At 60.5% G+C, this 21,284-nt stretch carries 17 protein-coding genes and 3 pseudogenes; 8 read left to right on the forward strand and 12 right to left on the reverse strand.

Translation table 11 applies throughout. The annotated features are described in order from the left end of the window. Positions 1 to 822: 822 nt before the first annotated feature. From YU9_RS50360 to YU9_RS46480, 8 genes and pseudogenes are all read right to left on the reverse strand, one after another. Positions 823 to 1,164 (reverse strand): annotated as a pseudogene (locus tag YU9_RS50360) (Ku protein); the annotation flags it as partial. 1 nt (position 1,165) lies between these two features. Next, complete coding sequence (locus tag YU9_RS0132835; RefSeq protein WP_027576584.1) at positions 1,166 to 1,891, reverse strand: hypothetical protein; 726 nt, start codon at positions 1,889 to 1,891, stop codon at positions 1,166 to 1,168. After that, a complete protein-coding gene (locus YU9_RS0132840) occupies positions 1,888 to 3,243 on the reverse strand; it encodes an ABC transporter permease (protein WP_245266615.1) in 1,356 nt (451 codons plus the stop codon). Before YU9_RS0132840 ends, YU9_RS0132835 begins: the two co-directional genes overlap by 4 nt. Before the next feature lie 7 nt (positions 3,244 to 3,250). Then, positions 3,251 to 3,997, reverse strand: coding sequence for an ABC transporter ATP-binding protein (locus tag YU9_RS0132845; RefSeq protein WP_051380597.1), 747 nt, complete (start codon positions 3,995 to 3,997; stop codon positions 3,251 to 3,253). A gap of 244 nt (positions 3,998 to 4,241) precedes the next feature. Next, positions 4,242 to 4,568, reverse strand: a complete 327-nt coding sequence (locus YU9_RS46475) for a hypothetical protein (RefSeq protein ID WP_084299152.1) — start codon at positions 4,566 to 4,568, stop codon at positions 4,242 to 4,244. A gap of 113 nt (positions 4,569 to 4,681) precedes the next feature. After that, positions 4,682 to 5,410 (reverse strand): S9 family peptidase, encoded by a 729-nt coding sequence (locus YU9_RS0132850; protein ID WP_027576587.1) that lies wholly within the window; start codon positions 5,408 to 5,410, stop codon positions 4,682 to 4,684. Continuing rightward, the gene (locus tag YU9_RS0132855; RefSeq protein ID WP_027576588.1) at positions 5,400 to 6,545 is read right to left on the reverse strand and encodes a DUF3182 family protein; all 1,146 of its coding nucleotides are present in this window, start codon (positions 6,543 to 6,545) and stop codon (positions 5,400 to 5,402) included. Before YU9_RS0132855 ends, YU9_RS0132850 begins: the two co-directional genes overlap by 11 nt. A gap of 262 nt (positions 6,546 to 6,807) precedes the next feature. Then, positions 6,808 to 7,227: a hypothetical protein gene (locus YU9_RS46480; protein WP_198028340.1), complete on the reverse strand. Its 420-nt coding sequence runs from the start codon at positions 7,225 to 7,227 to the stop codon at positions 6,808 to 6,810. A 603-nt stretch (positions 7,228 to 7,830) separates the two neighbouring features. Between YU9_RS46480 and YU9_RS0132870 the strand changes: the two genes are divergently transcribed. The 4 genes from YU9_RS0132870 to YU9_RS0132885 all read left to right on the forward strand — a co-directional run bounded on the left by YU9_RS0132870 (position 7,831) and on the right by YU9_RS0132885 (position 10,668). Next, positions 7,831 to 8,862: a Cj0069 family protein gene (locus YU9_RS0132870; RefSeq protein WP_027576589.1), complete on the forward strand. Its 1,032-nt coding sequence runs from the start codon at positions 7,831 to 7,833 to the stop codon at positions 8,860 to 8,862. A gap of 3 nt (positions 8,863 to 8,865) precedes the next feature. Next, a complete protein-coding gene (locus YU9_RS0132875; RefSeq protein WP_027576590.1) occupies positions 8,866 to 9,462 on the forward strand; it encodes an ATP-binding cassette domain-containing protein in 597 nt (198 codons plus the stop codon). After that, entirely contained in the window at positions 9,459 to 10,265 is an 807-nt protein-coding gene (gene fetB / locus YU9_RS0132880; RefSeq protein ID WP_027576591.1) for an iron export ABC transporter permease subunit FetB, read from the forward strand. The genes YU9_RS0132875 and fetB overlap by 4 nt, the downstream gene beginning before the upstream one ends. A 124-nt stretch (positions 10,266 to 10,389) precedes the next feature. Continuing rightward, positions 10,390 to 10,668, forward strand: a complete 279-nt coding sequence (locus YU9_RS0132885) for a metal-sensing transcriptional repressor (protein WP_027576592.1) — start codon at positions 10,390 to 10,392, stop codon at positions 10,666 to 10,668. Positions 10,669 to 10,824: 156 nt separating this feature from the next. Here YU9_RS0132885 and YU9_RS43165 read toward each other — a convergent pair whose 3' ends face one another. After that, positions 10,825 to 11,820, reverse strand: a complete 996-nt coding sequence (locus YU9_RS43165; RefSeq protein ID WP_051380598.1) for an ATP-dependent endonuclease — start codon at positions 11,818 to 11,820, stop codon at positions 10,825 to 10,827. A 660-nt stretch (positions 11,821 to 12,480) separates the two neighbouring features. On the opposite strand from YU9_RS43165, the gene YU9_RS46485 reads away from it, so the two are divergent. The 4 genes from YU9_RS46485 to YU9_RS0132905 all read left to right on the forward strand — a co-directional run bounded on the left by YU9_RS46485 (position 12,481) and on the right by YU9_RS0132905 (position 14,872). After that, positions 12,481 to 12,930, forward strand: a complete 450-nt coding sequence (locus YU9_RS46485; protein ID WP_245266616.1) for a hypothetical protein — start codon at positions 12,481 to 12,483, stop codon at positions 12,928 to 12,930. Positions 12,931 to 13,069: 139 nt separating this feature from the next. Next, positions 13,070 to 13,447, forward strand: coding sequence for a hypothetical protein (locus tag YU9_RS0132895; protein ID WP_027576593.1), 378 nt, complete (start codon positions 13,070 to 13,072; stop codon positions 13,445 to 13,447). A gap of 924 nt (positions 13,448 to 14,371) precedes the next feature. After that, positions 14,372 to 14,548: a hypothetical protein gene (locus YU9_RS49340; protein ID WP_198028341.1), complete on the forward strand. Its 177-nt coding sequence runs from the start codon at positions 14,372 to 14,374 to the stop codon at positions 14,546 to 14,548. A 69-nt stretch (positions 14,549 to 14,617) separates the two neighbouring features. Continuing rightward, on the forward strand, positions 14,618 to 14,872 hold the full coding sequence (locus tag YU9_RS0132905) for a hypothetical protein (protein ID WP_027576594.1): 255 nt from the start codon (positions 14,618 to 14,620) through the stop codon (positions 14,870 to 14,872). Between the two features lie 199 nt (positions 14,873 to 15,071). Here the strand turns inward: YU9_RS0132905 and YU9_RS43170 are convergent. The 3 genes and pseudogenes from YU9_RS43170 to YU9_RS44810 all read right to left on the reverse strand — a co-directional run. Then, positions 15,072 to 16,421, reverse strand: a pseudogene (locus tag YU9_RS43170) (hypothetical protein); the annotation flags it as partial. Positions 16,422 to 16,702: 281 nt separating this feature from the next. Continuing rightward, positions 16,703 to 17,702, reverse strand: a pseudogene (locus tag YU9_RS43175) (polyprenyl synthetase family protein). A gap of 352 nt (positions 17,703 to 18,054) precedes the next feature. Then, the gene (locus YU9_RS44810) at positions 18,055 to 21,114 is read right to left on the reverse strand and encodes a Ulp1 family isopeptidase (protein WP_051380599.1); all 3,060 of its coding nucleotides are present in this window, start codon (positions 21,112 to 21,114) and stop codon (positions 18,055 to 18,057) included. Between the last annotated feature and the right edge of the window lie 170 nt (positions 21,115 to 21,284).

Genomic DNA, 21,284 nt, shown 5'->3' on the forward strand with positions numbered 1-21,284 from the left:
AGCTCGTGCTTCATGTTGATGATCTGGTCCAGCCTGGCCCGGAACAGATCGCCCGATCCCGTCGCTTTGGGCTTCTTCGGTCGCATCGCCACCTCCGATGCGAGGACGGAATCATGACTGGCGATTCGATGGAATCCTCAAAACGAAATTGCAGGGTTCCGATGCCCGAAGCATCAAAACCCTGCAATCCCAAAACAGGCCACAACGAACAATGCGATCCCAGCTCAATCGCTTAGCCGCTCTTCACGGACGACTACGAAGAGCCGGCAATCGGCCGAACGCTGCCCGCGTCCCGGAAGCAAGCAGCCCGTCGGTGGTGCCGGCGCGAGCAGAAGAGAGACGCAAGGTGACTTGACCAGCCCCGCCGCTGCCGATTTCAGCCTCGCCTAATCTTGCCGCCGGCACCTCTCGATTTTCCTGGTACCCTGACCGCCTCCGACGCTGTGCTTTCGGCGCGTTTCCTGGCTTGGAGCGTCTGACGGCGGCACCGCGTTTGGTGGACGCCGCCTCGCGAGCCAAGCGTTCCGCCTTCAGGCGCTCCCGGTTTGCGTGGAATGCCTGCTGGGCACGTTCATACTCCGACACCGGCACCTTGGCATCTGCGTCTCTAAAGACCTTTCGCGCTTCCCGTTCGGCCGCGGTCAGTACCCTTCGGTCCTCCGATCTGCGATTGCTCATTGCTCGCTCCTCCGGGCGTAAACGGTCCTTGCGCTTAGTCGCATTAGGCCGCCAACTAGTGGGTAGGTTTTCCCCCGGCGGGGCTTTAAGGGGGCGGTGCCGGGGACAGGGATTCGACGCCCGATGAAGCCGTTCGTTCCATTGCGGTCGCCTCGAGATCAGGCAGCCTTCCGGTGCGTTGCCGGCGATCGGCATCAGCATCTCCTTGTGTCCAGCCGCCGTTTTGCGCGGCGTCTTCGGATTGGCCGTCCTCGCCGGCGCGGCCTCCTGACCGACGTTCCGCCGTAGTGCCTTCATCAGGTCGACGTTGCCTGCCCGCGGCCGCACCTTCGGCGTGATTGGCTTGCCGGCAACGCTTCTGAATGAGGTCGATCAGAGCGGCTTCGTAGTCGTCTCGAACTTCTCCGGCTCGAAGCGGCCCGCCTTCTGATTGACGATGTGCTTGGCGAGATCCAGCATGACCTTCGCGTCCTGAATCGCCTCGAATTCAATTGCCGACAGCTACTGTGTAATCCGCGAAGTACATATGGCTATCGGCCTTCGACCAGAGCCCAATCCGACCGGACACCGGTTGTGCCAGCGTGTGCTCCAGATACAGCTTTCCGTCGAGATAGCCTTCCACCTTGGTGCCGCTGATGCGGACCTTGAGGTCATGCCACTGCCGAGTCGCAGTCGGTGTATTGCGGACCCATTTGACCGAAGAGCGCTTGCCGTTCTCAAACTTCCACAGCACGATGTTGTTCTCCAGACAGTTCGCGCGGACTGTCAGGTAATCCCCGTTGGACTTGAGGTTGAACAGGATGCCGGCGCCCTGGTCGATGCGGCCGGACAAGCCTTCAAAGCGCACCGAGATCTCGCCATCGCTGAAATTGTCGATCTTGGGCGCGACCGCGTAGGGATAGTAGGCGTACGCCTGTACACGATCGAGAAACTCAGCGTAGCGTTCCCCGTAGAGAGCCCGTGCCTTGTCGGCAATCCCTGCCGACGACTGCCCTTCCTTCCACTGGCGACCATCGACCGTGATCACCTTCTTGCCCCCCTCCTCCGCGATCCTCCAGAACCCAACCACTGGCACCAGTGATTTTGGCTCCGCGCCGACCGTTTCATTCGACAGGTCAATTTTGATTGGGTCTGCGGTCAAGCCTGGCAAGGCCAGTGCCACAACACCAATAGCCGCGAGGATGACCACTCCGATTGTCTTGCCGGCACTCATGGCTTATCTCCTTGATGAACGAGAGAGCCCTTGTCTGGGGGGGCGCCGCGAATCCGTCGCCACGCGAGCGCGATCAGGACCGGCAATCCGCCGAAGAACCACAGCAGCGCCGCGTCCGCGCTAATGACCAAGGGATAGCCGGGGTAATCCTCGCCTACGCTTGATGTCGGCGGCTGCACGCCTGCGAGCGCATACAGCAGCGGCAGTATCTCCCGCGGGCTGGTGGAGCGGCTTACGTCGGTTCGATCATCGTAGACATATTCGATCTGGCCATAGTCGTCTGAGGGATCGGCAACATTCGGCCGCTCGCTCGCGAGAACGATGGTAACATCAGGCATGACGCGCTCAAGCTTCGCGAGCACATTGCGTCGAAGATCGATATAGCGGGGATCCTCGGCAGCGAGATTGACCCTGATGACCAAGGGACGCCGAAGCGTCGCGAGCAAACGTTCATCGGCGCGCGAAAAGGAGTTGCGACGATCCTCGCTGAGATCCACGGATGCCCTGATCTGTGTCGCGACACCGAGTCCCGCCGCGATCACCAGCACGCTGGAGACAGAACGGATGATTTTCGCTCTCACGGGAGTACCAGGCGGGAGCCAGACGATTGTCATCGCAATGAGCCCGCCAATGACGGCAGCTATGCCGAGCACCAGGCCGGCCGAGAGAAGCCCCTGCTCAAAGGGACGAAGCGTCTGGGTTAGCGACAACTCCGCAAGCCAGGCCGACAGGCCCGAGCGGCCCGCGAACGCGAAGTCCAGCACCCACGATCCGATCGTGACTGCAAGCGCGATGATGGCGGCAGTGGCCGAATTGTCGGAGATCACAGCGGCAAACAAGCCAATGGCGCCGGCCAGCAGGCCGTAGAGCAAGTGACCAAACAGAAGGTTCAGCGTTTCCGGTGCAGCCAGATGGCCGCCCAGTATGGCCCACACGAAAAGCGCGGAAAGCGCAGGAATGCTCACCATGACCCACGCTGCCAGCACGGCACACAATTTTGCGGCGATCAGCGTCGAAGTCCGGTACGGCAATTGAACCAGCAGGCGTAGCGCGCCACTTTCCTTCTCCTGGCCCAGCACACGGATCGCCACGAAGGGAAACAACAACGTCACCGCCACGTAGAATGATCCGAATGTCGGAACGAGGATTCCATCGAGCGGCGAAAGGCTCCTCGCGAGAACTGGCGACTGCAGGGCCGCGGCACTAGATGCGCTGTACAGCGAGACCGCCTGGACGAAGCTGTATCCGACGAGCGGACAGACCAGCAGCAACATGGTCCAAAGCGCTCGCCCGGCCGTGATCTCGCGAAGCTCCTTTGCGAGCAGCGGAATGATCGGGGCGGTCGGCCGCACGTATGCCTCACGTGAGGGCAAGGAAGATATCCTCCAGGCAGCCGTTCCGCAGTCCCGCCTGTGCACGCAACTCCGCGAGTCCTCCGGACCCGCGCACCTGCCCTGCCGAGAGCAGGATGAAGCGGTCGCAGACCCGTTCGGCGTCCGGCAACTGATGAATGGAGAGAATCAGTGTACGTCCTCCTGCTGTCTGGTGACGCAATAGGTCCATGACGTCGCGCGTCTGCCGCAAATCAAATCCATCAAATGGCTCGTCCATCAGCAACAGGTCATGCGGTGCAAGCAGCCCAATGGTGAGCATCAGGCGGCGGGCATAGCCTTTTGAAAGAGCGTGCACGCGTTTTCGAAGCACCGGCTGTAGCCCGAGCGCTTCGATCGTCGACGTGATGTCTTCTTTTGATCGTCGAAAGACGCTACCGACAAACGCCACGACCTGCTGCGCCGATTGGTCCTGATATGGACGGACGCCATCAGGCAGGTAGAAAAGGACGTCGCGTCGACGATCTGCGTGCAACGGCTCTCCGCGCCAAAAGACGTCGCCTGAGTTTACCGGTAGAAGTCCGGCAACGGCTTCCAGCAGCGTCGTCTTGCCGGCGCCATTTGGACCAATAATGCCGAGGATTTCGCCTGCGACAGCAGAGAAGGTCACCGAGTCGATGGCGGTGCCGTCGCTTCCATAGCGCTTGGTCAAGTTCCTCACGCCCAGCAAAGGCGCCGAACGATCTGGCGAAGACCTGTTGTTGACGGTTGACATGCTGCGTCCTTCTCAGAAATCCGGACGCGATGCTTGGGCATGTCGCCTCATGGGGAGATCGCCATCCCCAGGCCCGCGACTTTGTCAAAGCGAAATCTCTTGTCAATCAGAAACCAGCAGAAGCGAGACCAGCAAACTTGGCGGCTTATTCACTTCAGCTTGATTAAGTCCCCCTGCTGATAGCTGCTGTGGCGCAATTTGCGGGCTCGCGGGCTGCTCTCCTAAAGCCACCCTTCCGCCAATTTCAGCGGCTCTCGTCACGTTCAGGATGCGCGCGCCAGTCTCTACCCACAGTTTGATGGTCCTCGTCGGTTTTGCCTGCAGATTTCTCGCGATAGGTGGCACTTCCGTTGGTATTTTCTTGAGCCTTCCAATCGCGTTCGATCTGAACGCTCTCACCGCGCGCCCGCTCTTGGTCGCGAGATTGGTCCGATTGCTGCGGTGTGCGGTCTGGCTGCACCGGAGCCGATTGCCCCTGCTTATAGGACTTGGATAACTCAGAGTCGTCAGCGGATGCGGGAACCAACACAAAGGACAACGATAGTGCCGTTGCTGCTGCGAGAATACGCATGATCTCTCCTCCTTCGTTCGATGAGGCTAACGGCTCGGACCAATTTTTGTTCGGAGAGGACATCGCGCCAATACACGTCCGCTCTAATGCGCCGCGTCGAGATTCAGCCTGGGCTACCGTGCACCGAGCACCATCTCCCTGATCCATCGGACGAGGAGTGACGTGTAGGCTTGCCGGCTGCGTTCATCGGACAAAGCGTGATCGGCGGCGTCGATGACCCTGTATGTCAGAGAATGGGCCTTCCTGAAGGCCGCTATGTAGTTAACGACGGTCGGATGTGGGATGTAGTCGTCGCGTTCGGATTCGACCAGCAAGACGTCGCCGGCAAATTTGGCACAAGCATCCAGCGCATTGTTGTCGCTGCTGTCGATTCTCTGCTGCCGATAGAGCGTGAGGTCGAGCCGGTCGAGTTTCCCTTTTGGGGACGTCCAGTGCGCGTCGCGATAAATCGCTGGCGCACGGAGCGAGAGCCACTTGACCGGCCTGATCGAAGTGAGGATTGCGGCCAGATAAGCGCCATAGCTACTGCCGATCACGGCGATGGCAGACTTGTCCACCATGGGCTTGGAGATCAGGGTGTCGTAGGCGGCCAGCACATCCTGCAAATTGTGTCCGGGCGTAATCGAAGGCCGCAAATGCTCTGTCCCAGCATGGCCACGGAGATCGAATGTCAGGCAGGCGCAGCCGAGCGCCGCGATTTCCCGAGCCCGCACCAAATCGTTTTCCTGGCTTCCCGACCAGCCGTGCACGAACAAAATTCCCGGTATGCCGGTTTCCGGGACGGAAAAAGTGCCGTGTATGTGCTGCTGCTCCACCGCAATCGTGATTGAATCAGAACGCATCGCATTGCCTCTCGATCCGGGCATATTTAGTGAGGGGGCCGACGCATGGGTCGTCGCCCTGGAAATAGACCACAGCGTCGTCAGGGATCTTGGCGGTGCTGCCATAGACTTCGACGCAGGCGGCGCAGACTCCATTCAGGGCGGGATTGGCCTTCAACGCTTCGAGAGCGAGGATTTCTGCGCCGCTCGCGCCGCCGAGCCGCCACGATTGTTCAAGCACGCCAGTTCGCCATTGCCCGGCGTCGTTGCGCCCCTGTAGGACGTCGTAATTGCGGCGCGACCCGATCAGCTCGGGAAAGCAACGATAGGCGGCGAGATCATAGCGATGCGCGTATTTTACCGCTTCCTGCGCCGGACATGGCAGCTCGACACGAAGCAACTCGTCAAATCCGCCGCGGACCACGAAGAGTGTGGAACCGCCATAAGCCGGCCTGCCTTCGTTGTCTTGCGTGAGGTGTTGCGTACCGCAATAGGCCGCGGAAAGGTCGCCGATGATGACCTGCCCGATGCTCCGCGTGCTGACGTCCAGCAGATCTTCCTCAATGACAACGCCGCAGCGTCCGAGATCAGCCGGATCCACGGTTTCGATGGCTGCATCGAGCTCTGAACTCCGCGCTACGACGACCTGCCCTCGCCCACCATCTCCCGCGCCGGGTTTGAGCCGGATCGGGCCGCGCTCCAGCGCCAGAAAGCCGGCCTGCCGCGCATCAGTTCGGCAGAACGCGGTAAAGCCGAACAGCACGATCTCCCTGACCTCATGGGGGAAGTCATGTGACCAGCCTTGCGGCGCCTCCCGGTCCCTCGCGATCAGCGGATGGGTAATCGCCTTGGTCGCGACGAAGTCGTGCGGTACAACGCCACCGAAGAGATCATGCTCGGTTTCAATCCCGAGTTTTCGCGCTTGGTCTCCAACCAGAGCGTAGGCTGGCACAAAATAGAGCTTGCCCGGCGGCACGCGCGAGCTGTCGTAGCATCCGGCGAACTCGACTTCCCTGAGTGCAGCAATCCGGCGGGCGAGTTCGAATCCCGTCAAATCCCTGTGCCCCGTGCCAACGGTTCGGCTCGAAGATGGGAGGTAAATGACTCCCAGAGGCCGCTGGCTTGTAGGGCGGTCACGAACCTGCGTGGCCAGCATGCCTGCTCACCGCGTTTGTTGAGCTCGTTATTAAAACAAGGGCGTGCTCGGCCGGTTCCCAGCGCCAGGACACAGACCCGCAAGCAAGACAATCCGTGATGGAAGCGCGCTGCCCGGTGCCCACTGGTAACGCGCTGGCACCGCTTGGAAATGATTTTCTGGGCAAGCCAGCAAGTTCGGTGATTTGCGGCAAGGGCTAATTGAGGGCCAAAGCGCTCGGCCAGCCCTCGATACTTTCGCCCTTGAACGTTATTCCCCGCGCTTAGCAGTCAGTCGCCTTTTTCTGCGACGGTGCGGGCTCGGCCGCACCGGCCGTCGCCTTCTTTGATTGCTCGGTAGGCGCGGGACGCGTCTGCTCGACCGTGCCAGCCGTCTTATCAGGCTGCTGTGCGGAGGGTGCAGGCTTGGTCGCTCCTGATTGCTCGGCCGCGGTCGGCTGGCTCTGCATCTGGCGCTGCGCGTCTTCAGATGACGTTGCGATGTGCTCTGAGGCTTTGCTCATCGAAGATGTCGGCGGATGCTGCGTGGAATCGGTTGCGGCGGAGCCAGTTGTTTGTCCGGTATAGCCCGGCACATTCCCTGATCCTGCATCGCGGCTGGCCGTATCGCAGGGACCGGCATAAATGGAACTGGTGCTGAAGGCGAGCACCGCGCCCACGATCATAAGTCTGTTAGTAATCATGGCCCTTCTCCTTTGTTGGACCTCGACGATTGAACAAAAGTATGGGGCCTTCTGTTCCGGTCGTGTGAGAGCACCCCAATATTGACGAGGGGCGCGAGCTCTCCGGCTCTAAGATCGCAGAGCGTCAACTCACAGGAGCGGGTACGACAGTTTCGTCATTACCGCGGCTTCGTCTTCGAGGTCCCGACGAGCGATTTGAGCTGACGCAGGTCGTTTGACGCCTCCGCCAGCAGCCAATCACGAAAGGTCACGCTGGGGATCCTATACTCCGTCACAACCATCTCCGGACCGCCATACTGGTCTTCGAAGTTCCTCCTTCGCTTCGGCTGCATTAGAGCATCATACGTTGAGGACGTGACCGCCTTTGCGGCTGACCGGCCGCACGGTTCCCACGTCGTACACGCATCTTTGTCGACCTGTCCAGAATCAGGACCTCTCTAGCGGACCTTGGCGAATACGCGCGGCCAGCTGGTGGCGCACCTCGGTGCCAACGTCTTGAAAGCTCCCCATAATCTCACATAGAGTGCTTCCAAGGGGACGAGCAGGCTCCCCGTGAGACTTCGGTCCAAGCTCTGCGCAGCACCCAAAACGTGGAGTTCGCGCATGACCGAACGTCGATCTTCTTCCCTACGTTCCGTGGCCATTCTCTCGCGCGGCGACGCTGCCACCCGCCGCAATGCGACCCCGCAGAACAGCCGCTTCGTCCAAGTCTTCGAAGAACTCGCCGCCGTCGGCGTCGAAGCCCACCCAGCGATCTACGATGAAAGCTTCGCCGACGAGGTTCGCGAACAGTTGCTCGCGGTCGACGGCGTGCTCGTTTGGGTCAACCCGATCCAAGACGGTCGAAATCGCAGCAGTCTCGACGCCCTGCTGCGCGAAGTTGCCGGACGAGGTGTGTGGGTCAGTGCGCATCCGGACATCATCCTCAAGATGGGCACCAAGGAGGTACTCTATCGTACCCGTTCGATGGGGTGGGGAAGCGACACAGCACTCTATCAAACTGCAGAAGCGATGCGCGCCGAGTTGCCGGCACGGCTCGCCACTGGTCCGCGCGTGATCAAGCGCAGCCGGGGTAACGGTGGCCAAGGCGTCTGGAAGGTCGAGAAATTGCCGACTTCCCCCATGATAAGGGTGCTGGACGCGACCAAGGACGCGTCAGAGGAATTGACGCTGGATGATTTTCTCCGTCGCTGCGCGGATTATTTCGAAGACGGCAGCGTGATCGATCAACCATACCAGGCTCGCCTGGGCGAAGGGGTCGTGCGCTGCTACATGGCAGGCGATCGCTGCGCCGGCTTCGGCCACCACAAAGTCAAGGCCCTGGTCGACTCGCCGGCTGCACGTTCCGAGGCCGGGCCACGGCGGTACTCATCCAACGCAGACCCGCGCTTCCAGCGGCTGCGTCGGTTGATGGAAGACGAGTGGACGCCGCAGTTAACCTCGTTGTTGAATATCGCGCGAGGCGACCTGCCTATGATTTGGGACGCCGACTTCATGCTCGGCCCAGTGCAAACGGACGGCAGCGACAGCTACGTGCTCGGCGAGATCAATGTCAGCTCGGTGCATCCTTACCCAGACGAGGCACCGGCAGAAATTGCCAAGCGGATTGTCGATCGGCTGCAACGTAAGCTTTGAAACATGCTGACGGTCCACGCGCTCAAGCGCTTGCACATCTCCGCTTCATTCGACTTGCAGGACGGCGAATGCGTCGCCCTGCAGGGCCCCTCCGGCGTCGGGAAGACCTTGCTGCTTCGCGCCATCGCAGATCTTGATCCCAACGAAGGAACGGTCAAGCTGGACGGAACGCTTAGGGAGGCGATGCCTGCCCCCGCCTGGCGAAAGCGGGTGACTTACCTCGCTGCCGAGCCGGGCTGGTGGTCCGACAACGTGCAAGAGCACTTCGAGGGCTGGGAGGATGCATTACCGCTGGCCACACGGTTGGGACTACCGTCCCACTGCGGATCTTGGCCGATTCAGAGACTTTCGTCCGGCGAGAGACAACGCTTGGGGCTTGTGCGTGCGCTCATGCTGCGATCGCGGGTGCTTCTGCTGGACGAGCCAACCTCGGCGCTCGACTCGGCATCCGCTGCTGCCGTGGAATCCTTGATCGCCGAACGGGTCTCGGATGGAACGGGCGTCGTTTGGAGCACCCACGATGATGCCCAGGCGCGCCGCGTCGGGTCGCGGGTTTTTGTGATGAGTGCCGATGGTCGCATCGAGGAAAAACGGCCGTGACCTACATCCAATTGGCGTACGGCGATTTGATCCTCCCCGCGCTCCTGGTCGTCATGGATGGCGCTCTCTCGCTTGTTCTCCGCCTTAAGCTTGAAAAACAGCTGGCCATCGCGACCGTGCGGATGGTGCTTCAGCTCGTCCTTGTTGGATACGTATTGACGTTCCTGTTTTCGGCGGTCTCGTTGCTCTGGACCACCCTCGCTGCCTTCATCATGGTTCTCTTCGCCTCACGGGAAATCGTCTCGCGACAGAAGCGGCGCCTGCCCGGCATTTGGAGCTACGGCTTGGGCGCCACATGCACGCTGCTCGCCGCCGGTACCGTTACGATGTTTGCGCTCCTGACGGAGCTAGGTCCCGATCCATGGTATCACCCGCGCTATGCGCTGCCTTTGCTGGGCATGATCCTCGGCAACACCATGACGGGGATAAGCCTGGGCTTGGATGTGCTGACAAATGGCTTGGTACGTGAAAGGGCCGCCGTAGAAGCTTGTCTTGCGCTTGGCGGTACCCGCTATCAGGCGCTGTTGCCGGTCCTGAGGGATGCAATGCGGAGCGGACTGATGCCAACCATCAATGCGATGGCAGCGATTGGTCTTGTCTCTTTGCCAGGAATGATGACGGGTCAAATCCTCGCCGGCGTCGAACCGATAGACGCGGTTAAATATCAACTTCTGATCATGTTCTTGATCGCCGGTGGGACAGGTTTGGGAACTTTAGCTGCTGTGATCGGAGGCGCTCGCCTGCTCACCGACCATCGGCATCGATTACGCCTCGATCGAATGCTCGCCGAAAAGACCACATAAAAGCTGCCAGCGCGGGCGCCGCCGTTCGAGCCAGCGTGCAACTCACCCTGCGGATCTGGATGGCAAGTAAGGCTTGGCTCCGCGCTCTTAGGGGTTATCCCCTCCCAGGGGATAGGACATATTCATGACGCAGCACGTCCACAAAAGTCATCCAGAGATCGTCAAGCGGCTGAAGCGCGCCGAAGGCCATCTGCGCAGGGTCATCGCAATGTTCGACGACGGCCGCTCCTGCCTGGATCTCGCCCAGCAGCTCCACGCCGTCAAGAAGGCGATCTCCGAGGCCAAGAAGGCCCTCATCCACGATCACGTCGACCACTGCCTGGACTTGACCGCGAACGGCGGTTCCGGAAAATCGACGAAAAGCGTGCTCGCCGAGTTCAAGGCGATCTCGCGATATCCCTAGCGCGGAGTTTCTCGATGTTTTCGGCCAACCGTCCGGCCGCCGCGATCCTTTCGGTCTTGCTCGCCCTCGCGGGCCTCACCTCGCCGGGGGCCGCCCAGTCGCGACCAGCGAGGACCAATGGCACGCCGGCCGTGATCGTCATGGACGAGGAGCGCGTCAAGCTCGCCGAGATAGAGCTGCGCCAGGCAGGTCCCGCCGCCCGTTTGACTTCTCGATGATCTTGTTGATGAGCCGGTTGAGATTGGTGTGGGATAGGTGGTTCTCCGGCTCCTCCATAAGGATGATGTCGCACTTTTCGGACGCTTCCATCGCCAGCTTCACCTTGACGGCGTTCTGCTCGCCCTTCCCCACCAAAGTCAGCGGGATGTTGTCGAGGTGAGGAAGGACGCCGGATTCCCAACCCGCCTTGGATGTCATGTCCATGGCAACAGACAGCGTCTTGTCGGAGACGACCCCGGTCTTGGACGCCAAATCCTTGTTGATGGCAGCAATTCGCTCGTCGCTGACAAAGTCGTCACGCATCTTGCGATAAGACAACGCAAGGTCAACAGCTTGTGCCTTGTCGAGATAGTCTCTCACGATCTCGAGGATGTAGCGATTGGCAGCGTTCGTGTTTGAAATGGAGCTTGGATCAATCAGAACCGATTTGAGCGGGATCGCACGAGCCTGGAGCGGATGACCGGAAAAGCTCTGCCAGACGATTTCGTAGTACTCGATCGGAACGCCGTTGAGGGCGTCAGGATCGGCGATGTATTCGCGATACTCCTCCTTAAAATTTTCGTCGAGCCGAATGGAGAGGCTGATGCCTGGCTGGTCCACCATCATGCTATTGATGGAGCCTTGGAGATCGGCAAGCCCATCGTCCTCTTTCAGATAGAGCTCGATAAAGATTTCCGGTGGGGGTTGGGGCTTCTTGGCCCGGTGGCTTGCAACGAATTCGGCCACAACCTCGGCATTGAAAAGAAACGGGTGCATTTCATAGGCGGCTGGTCGCCGGCCTAACTGGCACTTGAGGGCCAAATTGATCGCCTCCAACAACGTGGACTTACCAGTCTCGTTGCTGCCGACGATGATGTTGGTGGCGGGCCCAAATGTGACATCTACGTTCCTCAAAGCTCGGTAGTTGCGAACGATAACCCTCTCGATAGACACGAATCGCCCCCTCCTTAGTGCAACCCACAGGGGCGTTCGTGACGAGAGGTTTCAAGAATCATATCGCCCGCTTCCTTGCGGTGGCACGCAAGGATTCGATTGCGGCGAGCCGGCACCTCGGCGGCGCGAGAGTACCGATAGCGCGCGAAATCTAATCCTTGAGCCGTTCCCAGATTGGCCGGTTCAGCGGAGCTTGCGTGACCCATGCGTGACCCAAAGTGGCCGACGAACCGCAGATCGCCAGAGGGACGTTGCAAGCTACTGAATTATCGGAAGATTTGGTGGGCGCACCAGGGCTCGAACCTGGGACCCGCTGATTAAGAGACACGCCGCAAGCGTTGATTTCTCGAGCGATTTTTTCCAACTGAGCCAAAATCCGATCATTAGCGATCAATGGCTTACAGCGGAAACTCCAACCACAAGAACGCGTCGGCAGACTAACTTCGGTGCGCGATCAATCGCCGCCCGAAATACATGACTCTCGCAGAGCCTGAGTTAGGCGCCGACTATGTCGCACATTTTCTCAACAAGAGTTCGGTGACAGTTCAGTCCGAAGCGATATCCTACCTAGCCTATCGACTAAGACATCACGTACAACGCCCGCACCCTACAGCTTGATTATTTGCGCCGCGTTTCGCAGTACCCTTTATCTATGCGCGCATGACCACCAAGTGCCGCGAATATCTGTTCGGCACAAAGATACGCATGTCGGCTGAATGCGCCAAGGAAGCGCGCAAGCAAGCCGACAAACTGGCCTGCGAAGCATGGAACGCAAGGATGCTTGGCTACAAAGGACCCGCCCAGCCATCGCCGACGATCGGCGACGCAATCAATGCCGGTTACCTGTACTTGGAAGCTCGATGCCTTGGGTGTGATACAAACCAAACCGTAGCGCTCGATATCATTCGGCGTGCCAAGACCACGCCTGTGCATGAGCTTGAACGCTACATGCGTTGCAAGGACTACTCGCAGGTGCGAGGCTATTTTCCGGTCTTTGATCGAAGCTATCGTGGTCCTGCCACGCAAGGTATCCGAGCGATATCACTTCTGCCATGGTCGAGGCTTATCGGAAAACGGCTGCCGCCAAGTGAGATGGCAGAAATACTTTGATCGCGTGGCAATCAGCGAAATAGTGGCATATGAAATCGGTCCTGCCCGGACTGGGTTCGCATTGACTTATGCTCGCATGTCCACTTGGTGCTTCAATGCCAATCAGCGCAAGAACCCGTTTTGGAAAGGAACTGTTCGAATGAGACCGACTGTTGTTGCCTTACTGGCGATCGTGATCGGGACCGCACCAGCAGCAGCAATTGACCTCACCTGTAGCGGCGTTCTCCACACATACAAGCCACGGCATACTGAAGCCACGGTCGCGCCACAAGCCGCAGTTGTTGATCTAGATCGTCGGGTTATTAGCACTCCCGTTGGCAGGTTTGACATCAATAAGATTGCAGACGATACGATCTCCTTTGGTGGCGAAAGTCCAAGTTATTCCGGCCTAACCATCTTTGGCACGCTCGACCGCTTGACTGGTCTGATGACCGTCATCGGGCAGAAGCCCGGCAATACCGCACAAGCCGAGATGTACTCAGAGCTAAATTGCTCGAAGGCAAAGCGACTATTCTAGATGCTCCAAAGACAAGCCGCGCAGATCATTTTGAGCGGCTGCCATCCATCTTCGCCCAATTAGGTACGGAACTTAGCGACCTGAATGGTCGGGCCAGTACAAGCACCCCCTCGCTTAGTGCCGTCAGAATCAGCGACGAGGCGGCGGAGGAGGAGGGAAGAAGGCCATTATCACAGGCACCAACATCACGGCGACACAAAGTAAGAGCGTGAGCCAGAATGGCACGCCGATCCAAAGTAACACCCCGCCAATGATGACAATGCCCATAGCACCATCGCCACCGCCGCCTCCACGACGGCGTGACCCGATGCGGGTGGAATAAGAAAAGCCGCCTCCCAGGCGAGTACCCCATCGCAAGCCCATGATAAGTCCTCACGTACTTCACAAGTAAAAATCGATTACCGCCAAGCCATCGCTCATGCTGCCTCGGCGGGTTTCGCGATTAGACCATCATCCGCAGATCATCTTAAGACGGACCCCTGTGTGCTGGTTCGTTCGCCACGTCTCACCGCCATGCTTGTGCGAATGGCTTTGTAGCCGCGCCCTAAGCTGCAGCGATAATCGAACGCCGCAACCATGACCAAACAACCTGCAAGTGGCAGTCCTTCCTAACACGCTTGCCAATACGGATATGGCTGCGCAAACAAAGAAGAGCTTGGACCCGAGTCGCGCGCGGAACTCAATATCGACTATTGTGGGGCCTAGCAAAGCGTCATTGACCGAGCAGAAGGTCCGAGGATTGACAAGGCTGGCGCGGCAGGGACTTGGCGCCTCAAAGATAGCCGCGGAGCTGGGCCGCCACGCCGGATCAGTCAGACGAGCGGCAAAATGCATTTCCCGTACTTGTACGGGCATTGCGCGCGAAATATTTGGCGTCTACTCTTGATTGAATTTTATAACGAACTGATTTCCGGATGTAGGCCCATGAGCGTTAAAGCCATGATGGCGACGATCCTTGAGAACCAATTGGCTTTGCGCGGCGTGCATTCCCTCACGCCATCTGACTACGAAGAAATTGTAGAACACTTGCTCGAACAGCTCAGAGAGCTGGAGCTTAGCTTGGCCGCTCGCGAATTCGATGGCAGGCAAGAGCCGAAGTAACTTCATAGCGAAGGCCAAGGCGCCCACTTGGTTGGTCAGCTACGGCTATTCAATGTATCCCTCGCCACTATGAAATACACATCTGCGCGCCCCTTAGCCGACCCTGAGACCGCCGCCCGAAAGCTGGTCGAGATCGCCAGCGGCATTCAACCCGTGCAGGACGGACGCGTCTTCATCGAACTGATCAATGTGCCCTTCCTGAAACAGGGCGGCACGGGCGAGCAATTCAGCGCCGCAGTCGCGTTGGCGCAGAAGCGCGGCTGGCTCGAACTGCACGAGAGCGGGACCTATGTCCGGCTCCTCAACGGCGGCGAGATAATGTAACATGCGCGGACGTCCAAGCGACGCGGGCGCACGGGACTGATCCATGGCGAAGGAAATTAAACAGTTGCGCAAGCAAGCTGAAAAAGCCGTGCGCGCCGCAAAGGCAGCCGCAGATGCCGAGGTGTCCGAACAATTGCAGGCCCTAGCGCGCGCCTTCCAAAGCCAAGCCGACGTTCTGAAATCGAAAAAGAAAAAGACAGCGCCGCCGCCCTGTCGGCTCTTCGCTCCGATCCATCACGTGCAACGCGAACAGCGCATAGGCAGTTTCCTCGAATGTGGACGCGCGACCGGCGCCCCAGCCGCCGTCGTCGCGCTGCGCCTGCAGCAGCGCCGCCAGCGCGCGCTCGTCGCGCCACCGGGGCTTGCCTTGCGCCAATGCTGCGAACGCATGCGCGGTGGGATACAGCCACGAAACGTGCCATTTTTCGTTGTCCCAGAGACCGTGCGGGTTGCGATTGGCCTCGACGTAGGCGCTGGTGCCGGCGGCGGGCTTTCCCAACAGGCGCAACGCATGCAGGGCATGGATGTTGGTCGACACCGAGGCATTGCGCTCGCCGGGGAAGGTGACGAACAGCTCGCCGATTCCGAAATGGCGCAACGCGTCGACCGCCCGGTCGCGGCCTGCGAAGCGAAGGACGCACAACGCAACGGCGGTGTCGTCCGCATCGGCCGCGAAGTGCAAGGCCGGACCCAGACCGCGCACGCCCAGGCGGGCATCGAGCTGCGCGACGATCACGCGCACCGCCTCTGCTAGCGCGGGATGCGCGAACAGCCCGGCCAGATGCAGGGTGTACAGCGACCAGCATGGCTCGAATACATTGATTGGCCAGACGTTGGGAACGACACCTTCGATGCCGCTACGCGTCGCCCGCGATGCCGCCTGCAGATACGCGTCAGCACGCCCGACCTGCGGCGTGCTGCCCTGCGTCACGGCGTGCGCACGCCACGCGCCGGTGGCCGCCGGACTGATGCCGATGCTGCCGTCGTCATCCCGGCATACGGTGGTCGGCGACGTCCCCCATGCTTCCCAGGAGTGCAGCAACGGATGGCCGCTCGGCAACGTCGCCATCGCTCCCAGTTTGGCCAGGCACGCTTGCCGCAACGGCAATAGCGCCAGGTGGCGCGGAAACGCCACGCCGCCCGGCAAGGATGCGGACTCGTAGCAAAGCCGCGGCAGGATCAGCTCCGCGCCGATCGGCGCGTCGTCCGGCACCGCATGCGCATAGGGATCGGGCTGGCGCTGGAGGAACCGCGTTGCAGCCTGGACAGCATCGGCGGCGCCGGGAAGAGAGTCGACACGCTGCAATGCCAGCAACGCCGCCCATATCGGCGCATGACGGAACAGCGGGAAGTCGACGCTTCCCCATCCGCCATCGGCCTGTTGCTGCGCGATGAGCCACGCGTATGCGTCCTGCCGACCGGTGACGTTGCCGTGGAACTGCAGAGCTCGCGCCGTGTCGTAGACGGATGGACCGACGCTGCCGCCATCGCTCATCTGGCTCAGCAGGTGGCGCAATTCGGAAAGGATCTGTTCGGACAGCGCGTTCACGCGGGATGTTCCTTTTGCAGACGATTGACGAGAACCGGGATCGGGCAGACGCCGCGCATGTCGCCGCAGGCCCGGCATAGGCAGCGCCGGACGGCCGCCCTGCTCCGGCGCGGCGACGCGCCCTGATGCTGGCGCCGGTCCGCCGCATAGGCTTGCGCGCAGCGCGCCGCGCGCCGCGGCGGGCAACCGCTGCAATCGCGGACTCGGACACAGTGCAGCATGCACCGCTGCCGCCGGCCGATCGCAGCGGCACAGGGACGACGCCATGCGGATGGGCTCGCTCATGCGCATGGCGCGTGCTTGAGCAGATACGCGTTGGCCCGCTGTAGGAGTTGCGACAACCGTTCCGCACGCGGCCCCAGCGGCGCGATGGCCTCCCCCGCATCGCGCAACAGATCCAGCGCGAACTGGCGTGCTGCCTGCAGTCCCATGATCGACGCGCAGGTCGGCTTCCGCGCCGCCGCGTCCTTGCCGGGGGTCTTGCCCAGCGTCGCGGTATCCGCTGTCGCGTCGAGAATGTCGTCGATCACCTGCAACGCCAGGCCGAAACAGGCGCTGTAGCGATCGAGCGCACAGTACAGCGCAGCGTGCGCGGCATCCTCCGCGATGCCGCATAGCGCGCCCATGCGAACGGATGCGCGCACTAGCGCTCCGCACTTCATCCGGTGCATCACCAGAATCCTGTCCAGCTCGACGTGCTTTCCGACCAGCGACAGATCCATGGCCTGCCCGCCCGCGGCACCCTCGGCGGACACCGCCTGCGCCAGTTCGCGCACGAGCGCGATACGGTTGTCGCCCGGCGCATCGAGGCTCGCCAGGGTCAGGAAGGCGTGCGCCTGCAGCGCATCGCCGACCAGGATCGCGGTGGCTTCGCCGAACTTGACGTGCACGGTCGGAAAGCCGCGGCGAAGCACGTCGTTGTCCATCGCGGGCAGATCGTCGTGGACCAAAGGTACAGGCGTGCATCATCTCGATGGCGGCGCCGACGTCGTCGAGCATGTGCGCCGGCGTGTCGGCCAGTGCGCCGGCACCCAAACAGAGCAAGGCGCGCGTGCGCTTGCCGCCATGCAAGGTGGCGTAGCGCATCGCCGCCATAAGCTCGGTCTCACCGTCGTCTTCGGCGCAGAGAAGACGCGCCAGCGTCTGTTCGACCCGTTTTGCGCCGTCCTGCATCCAGATCTCCGGCAGCAGCCTCCCGGATGCGCCGCGCGCCTGCGCGCCCAATCCGCCGTTCGCGGAAACGCCAGCTCGGTCGTCGTGTGGCGTGGAACCGGTCTGCATGTTGTTCATGTCCTTGTACCTGCCAGGAGACGGCCAGGGCCAGCGGCGAGCCGCCGCGGTGTTGTCGGCCTCGCACCGTGCGCGCGCGCCGAGTGCAGCAATGCCGCGCGTCGCCGGCGCCGCTGCCTCGCCACAGGGACATGCGATGCCAGCTCATGAGAATCCGATGCGGATTGTCACGACCTTAGCTCCGAAATCGCCCATCGGGCTCCTTCGCCGGTTCCGAAAACAGCCTTAGCTGGCTTGCTCCACGCTGGGAGCCACCATGTGCTTTTCGAACGCGCCGATTGTGGACCTTCAATGGCGAGAAGTTCCGCTTCAACCAGCTGCGTGCGCTCAGTCGAAGCCGACATCAGCCTCTCAGTCGGATCTGCAGTGCCTGCCGATCAATGACCAGGTCGTCGAGACTCAGGTCTGCTTGCCGCCTTCCCGCGAGCCGCTTGACCAGCGCCCGCGTACCGTCCACGACGAAGACGCCGCAGTCATAGCTGTTCCTCTGCTGGCTTATCGGCGCATCTTGCAGATGGGCTCCTATCCGCGCTGCGAGCATTGCTGCAGGTCTGGCATTGTGCCCCTGGGCGGAGTCGTAGTGATAGGCAACCGGCCTGTCGCGATCGCGGCGGTCCACCAGCAGAAACGACCAATGGGAGCCGACGCCCGCGCGGTCCCTGACGCTGGCATCATTACGCTGCAGGGACTGTAAGTATCTCTCCTGGTCCTGCGCGGTGCTATCGTTTATCGGCAAGAAGAGGAAGTCGGCTGCATCATTACCATTTCGATCATAGACAATGCGTTGGAATTCGCGGAGCGCCCGGTCATCGGTACCTTCTCGTATCATACTGGCAATAAGAGGATCCACGAACCTGGTTCGGGCGGCGAGATTTGGATTGGTTCGCTGCAGCTCCTGCGACAGGAGCTCGTAGTCTCGATGGATATGCTCGTCGCCAAGCCATTGCCTGGCTCCGAGCACTCGTCCGCTGCGGTCGTGGTCGCCGGCAGAGGCACTCGCAGTCGAAGCAACGATCCGGGTATCAGGAGCCGAGGATGGGCCAGGGTGATGGATCAGCTGAGCGTCACGACGTCCACGCGGCCCCAGTGTAATGGAATAGGTCTCACCATGGACGGCGACCGGCTGGGGGGCGTATTGCGAGTTCGGCAACAACATTTTGTTGTCCAGCACATCGAGCAGGAATTCCGGCACCGGCTGCGAGCCATGCTGCCAATCGTCGCCGACGAGATGTCCGATATCCTCCAGCTCTTGCGGCGCGCCTGACGGCCCGATGAAGAACGGCGGCCTGCCCGCTGGGCTGAGCACCGGCCTTGACTGGGCATCGTCACGCATCGACCCCGGCGTGGACGGCAGATCAGTAAAAGAAGAGAGACCGCGGTAAACGTCAGAGGACCGAGCTGGCTCGCCCTCCAGGATTCGAAAGTCGAAATAGGACGGCGGATGTGGAGACCAGGTTGAGCTCGACCCTGCCGGTAACTGCAAGCCAGTCTCGCCAAGCGGGCCTAGCAGCGGCGGCCACTGACTTTCGGACGGCGGCGCCGGCAACTCCCGCATCCAGGTAGGCATCGAGATCGCATCAGCCGCCTGCTCAGGAATGTTTATACCCAGCGCTCTGTTTGCCTCGATCATCTGCACATATTGCGCAAGCCTCTTAAAGCCAATGCCAACATTGCCTTTGGCTCTCGTGAACTCCTGGTAATCTTCTTCCAATGACTTGCGCTGATGCCAATCGCCGTTGATCCTGCTCGCGATGCTCTCCCTGCCCGTTGTTCGGAGCCAATCGCTGAACTTTCGTTGCCCCGAAGCAGTATTGCGGACGGTCTTGGCAGTGCGGCCGGATCCGAGCCTGCTCAACTCTTCCTCGAACAAGCCATCGATGATGTTGCGGTCGTCGTCATAAGGCTGCAGCCCGTGCTGGAGTTCGTCACTCGCTGGATGCCGAAGCTTTTTGATATCCAACCCGATGTACGATTGACCTATGGCTCGCTTGAACTCCGAAATATCTTTCTGCAGCTCCTTCTTCTGCTGCTCACTGCCGTCGATTCGACTGGCTATGCTCTCCTTGCCCTCACTTTTCAGCCACTCACTAAGCTTGCGCTGATTGCTCGCGATCCTGAGGATGGGCGCCCTCTCTTTGGCAGTCGCTGCCGGTCCGAGCTTGCGCAAGGCTTCGTTGGTCGCTTCATCGATCATGTCGGCGTCGCTCTCATAGGCGCTCAAAGTACGACGCCCCATGACGCGAGGCCCGGGTCCGAGCGCCTCGAACCCCTCGCCGTCGGGCTGGAGCCTTCGGAGATGATTGATGGCTGTAAAGAGGCGGCCCTTGGGGTCATTTTCCTCGCCGAATGCCATGATGTCCTCGGCTATTTCTTCGCTTCGAAACCGAGACGTCAGCGGTGGCTTTTGGTTGGCCGTGAGCCACTTGGAAAAGCTATTAAGAATCTCCGTATGAGACCTGAAAGTTTCGTTCGGCACCTCATGTGCCCGGGCTGCTGCCGCAAACTGGTGAATGAGTAGCGCGTCTCCGGTAGGAGCCGGCGGCTGAGCACGAGGAGGTGGCGCAGGAAGCGGAGGAGCCAACTCTCCGGCGCGGAACTTGCGAAGCGCTTCCAATGCCGCATACACCCGCTTGATGCCGCCCGCGTTCACAAATTCATCCGCATGGGCTTTCAACTGCTCAGGGCTTTCAACCAGACCAGCCAGTGTCAAATTTTGGGAGTTGAGAAATTCGCTGAATCGGCTCAAATGCTCCCCCATCTTCTGAAGGCTGGAGGACGCATAACTTCCTGTGGCCCCGCGCGCGAACTCGGAAATAAGAACCTTATCCTCTTCGGACGCACGGCTGCGCTTATAGGCGTAGATACGAAGCTCTGATTTGGCCGCATCGGGCCTTGAGCCGCTCAGCGACCTTTCACCGCGACTTCCTCCAAACACTTTGCCAAGCCCCGACTTAACCCGAGAAAGCAGTCCATCGCTTTTTCTATCCTTCGTGTGCGCCGTAGGCTGCGCTTCTGCTGTGTAGCGCATGCTGCTGATTGGCTCACCCCCCAAGTCGGACCGCAAATCGTCTGCATCCGAGCCGAAATAACCGCGCGGAACATGGACACTGTACCGCGTTCCGCTGAACGAATTGTCCCGCAGATTGGGTCTAGGCGGCATCCCCATCGAACCACCAACGTCGGTACGCCGGATGTTTTCAGGCGCCTCTGAGGCGCGAGTGTCGGGCGAACTCAGCTCGGCAGAGCTCTCCTCAGAGGAATCACGCTCTGACTCGCTCACCTGCTGTTCAAAGCGAGCTTGATCCGCAGGCGCGTTCTCTGACTCTTGTTGCGCACGCTGCAGCTCCTGCAGCTCGGCGTACCAACGCGTCCAATAGTTCGGATCGTTATAGCCCGGTTCCATGCCACTCTCCCTAGATGAGATAACTCTTCATAGCGGCCCCAGAGCTAAACTCAGGTGCACCGACCCACACCGACTCCAGCTTCAGAAAGCCGATTGCCAAGACCGGCAACCCAATAGGACACTCGTCCGCTCCGCTCCGACTTCGCGCAATACTCACGCCAGCCCAGCCC

This window comes from Bradyrhizobium sp. WSM1743 (assembly GCF_000473065.1).
Taxonomy (GTDB): Bacteria; Pseudomonadota; Alphaproteobacteria; order Rhizobiales; family Xanthobacteraceae; genus Bradyrhizobium.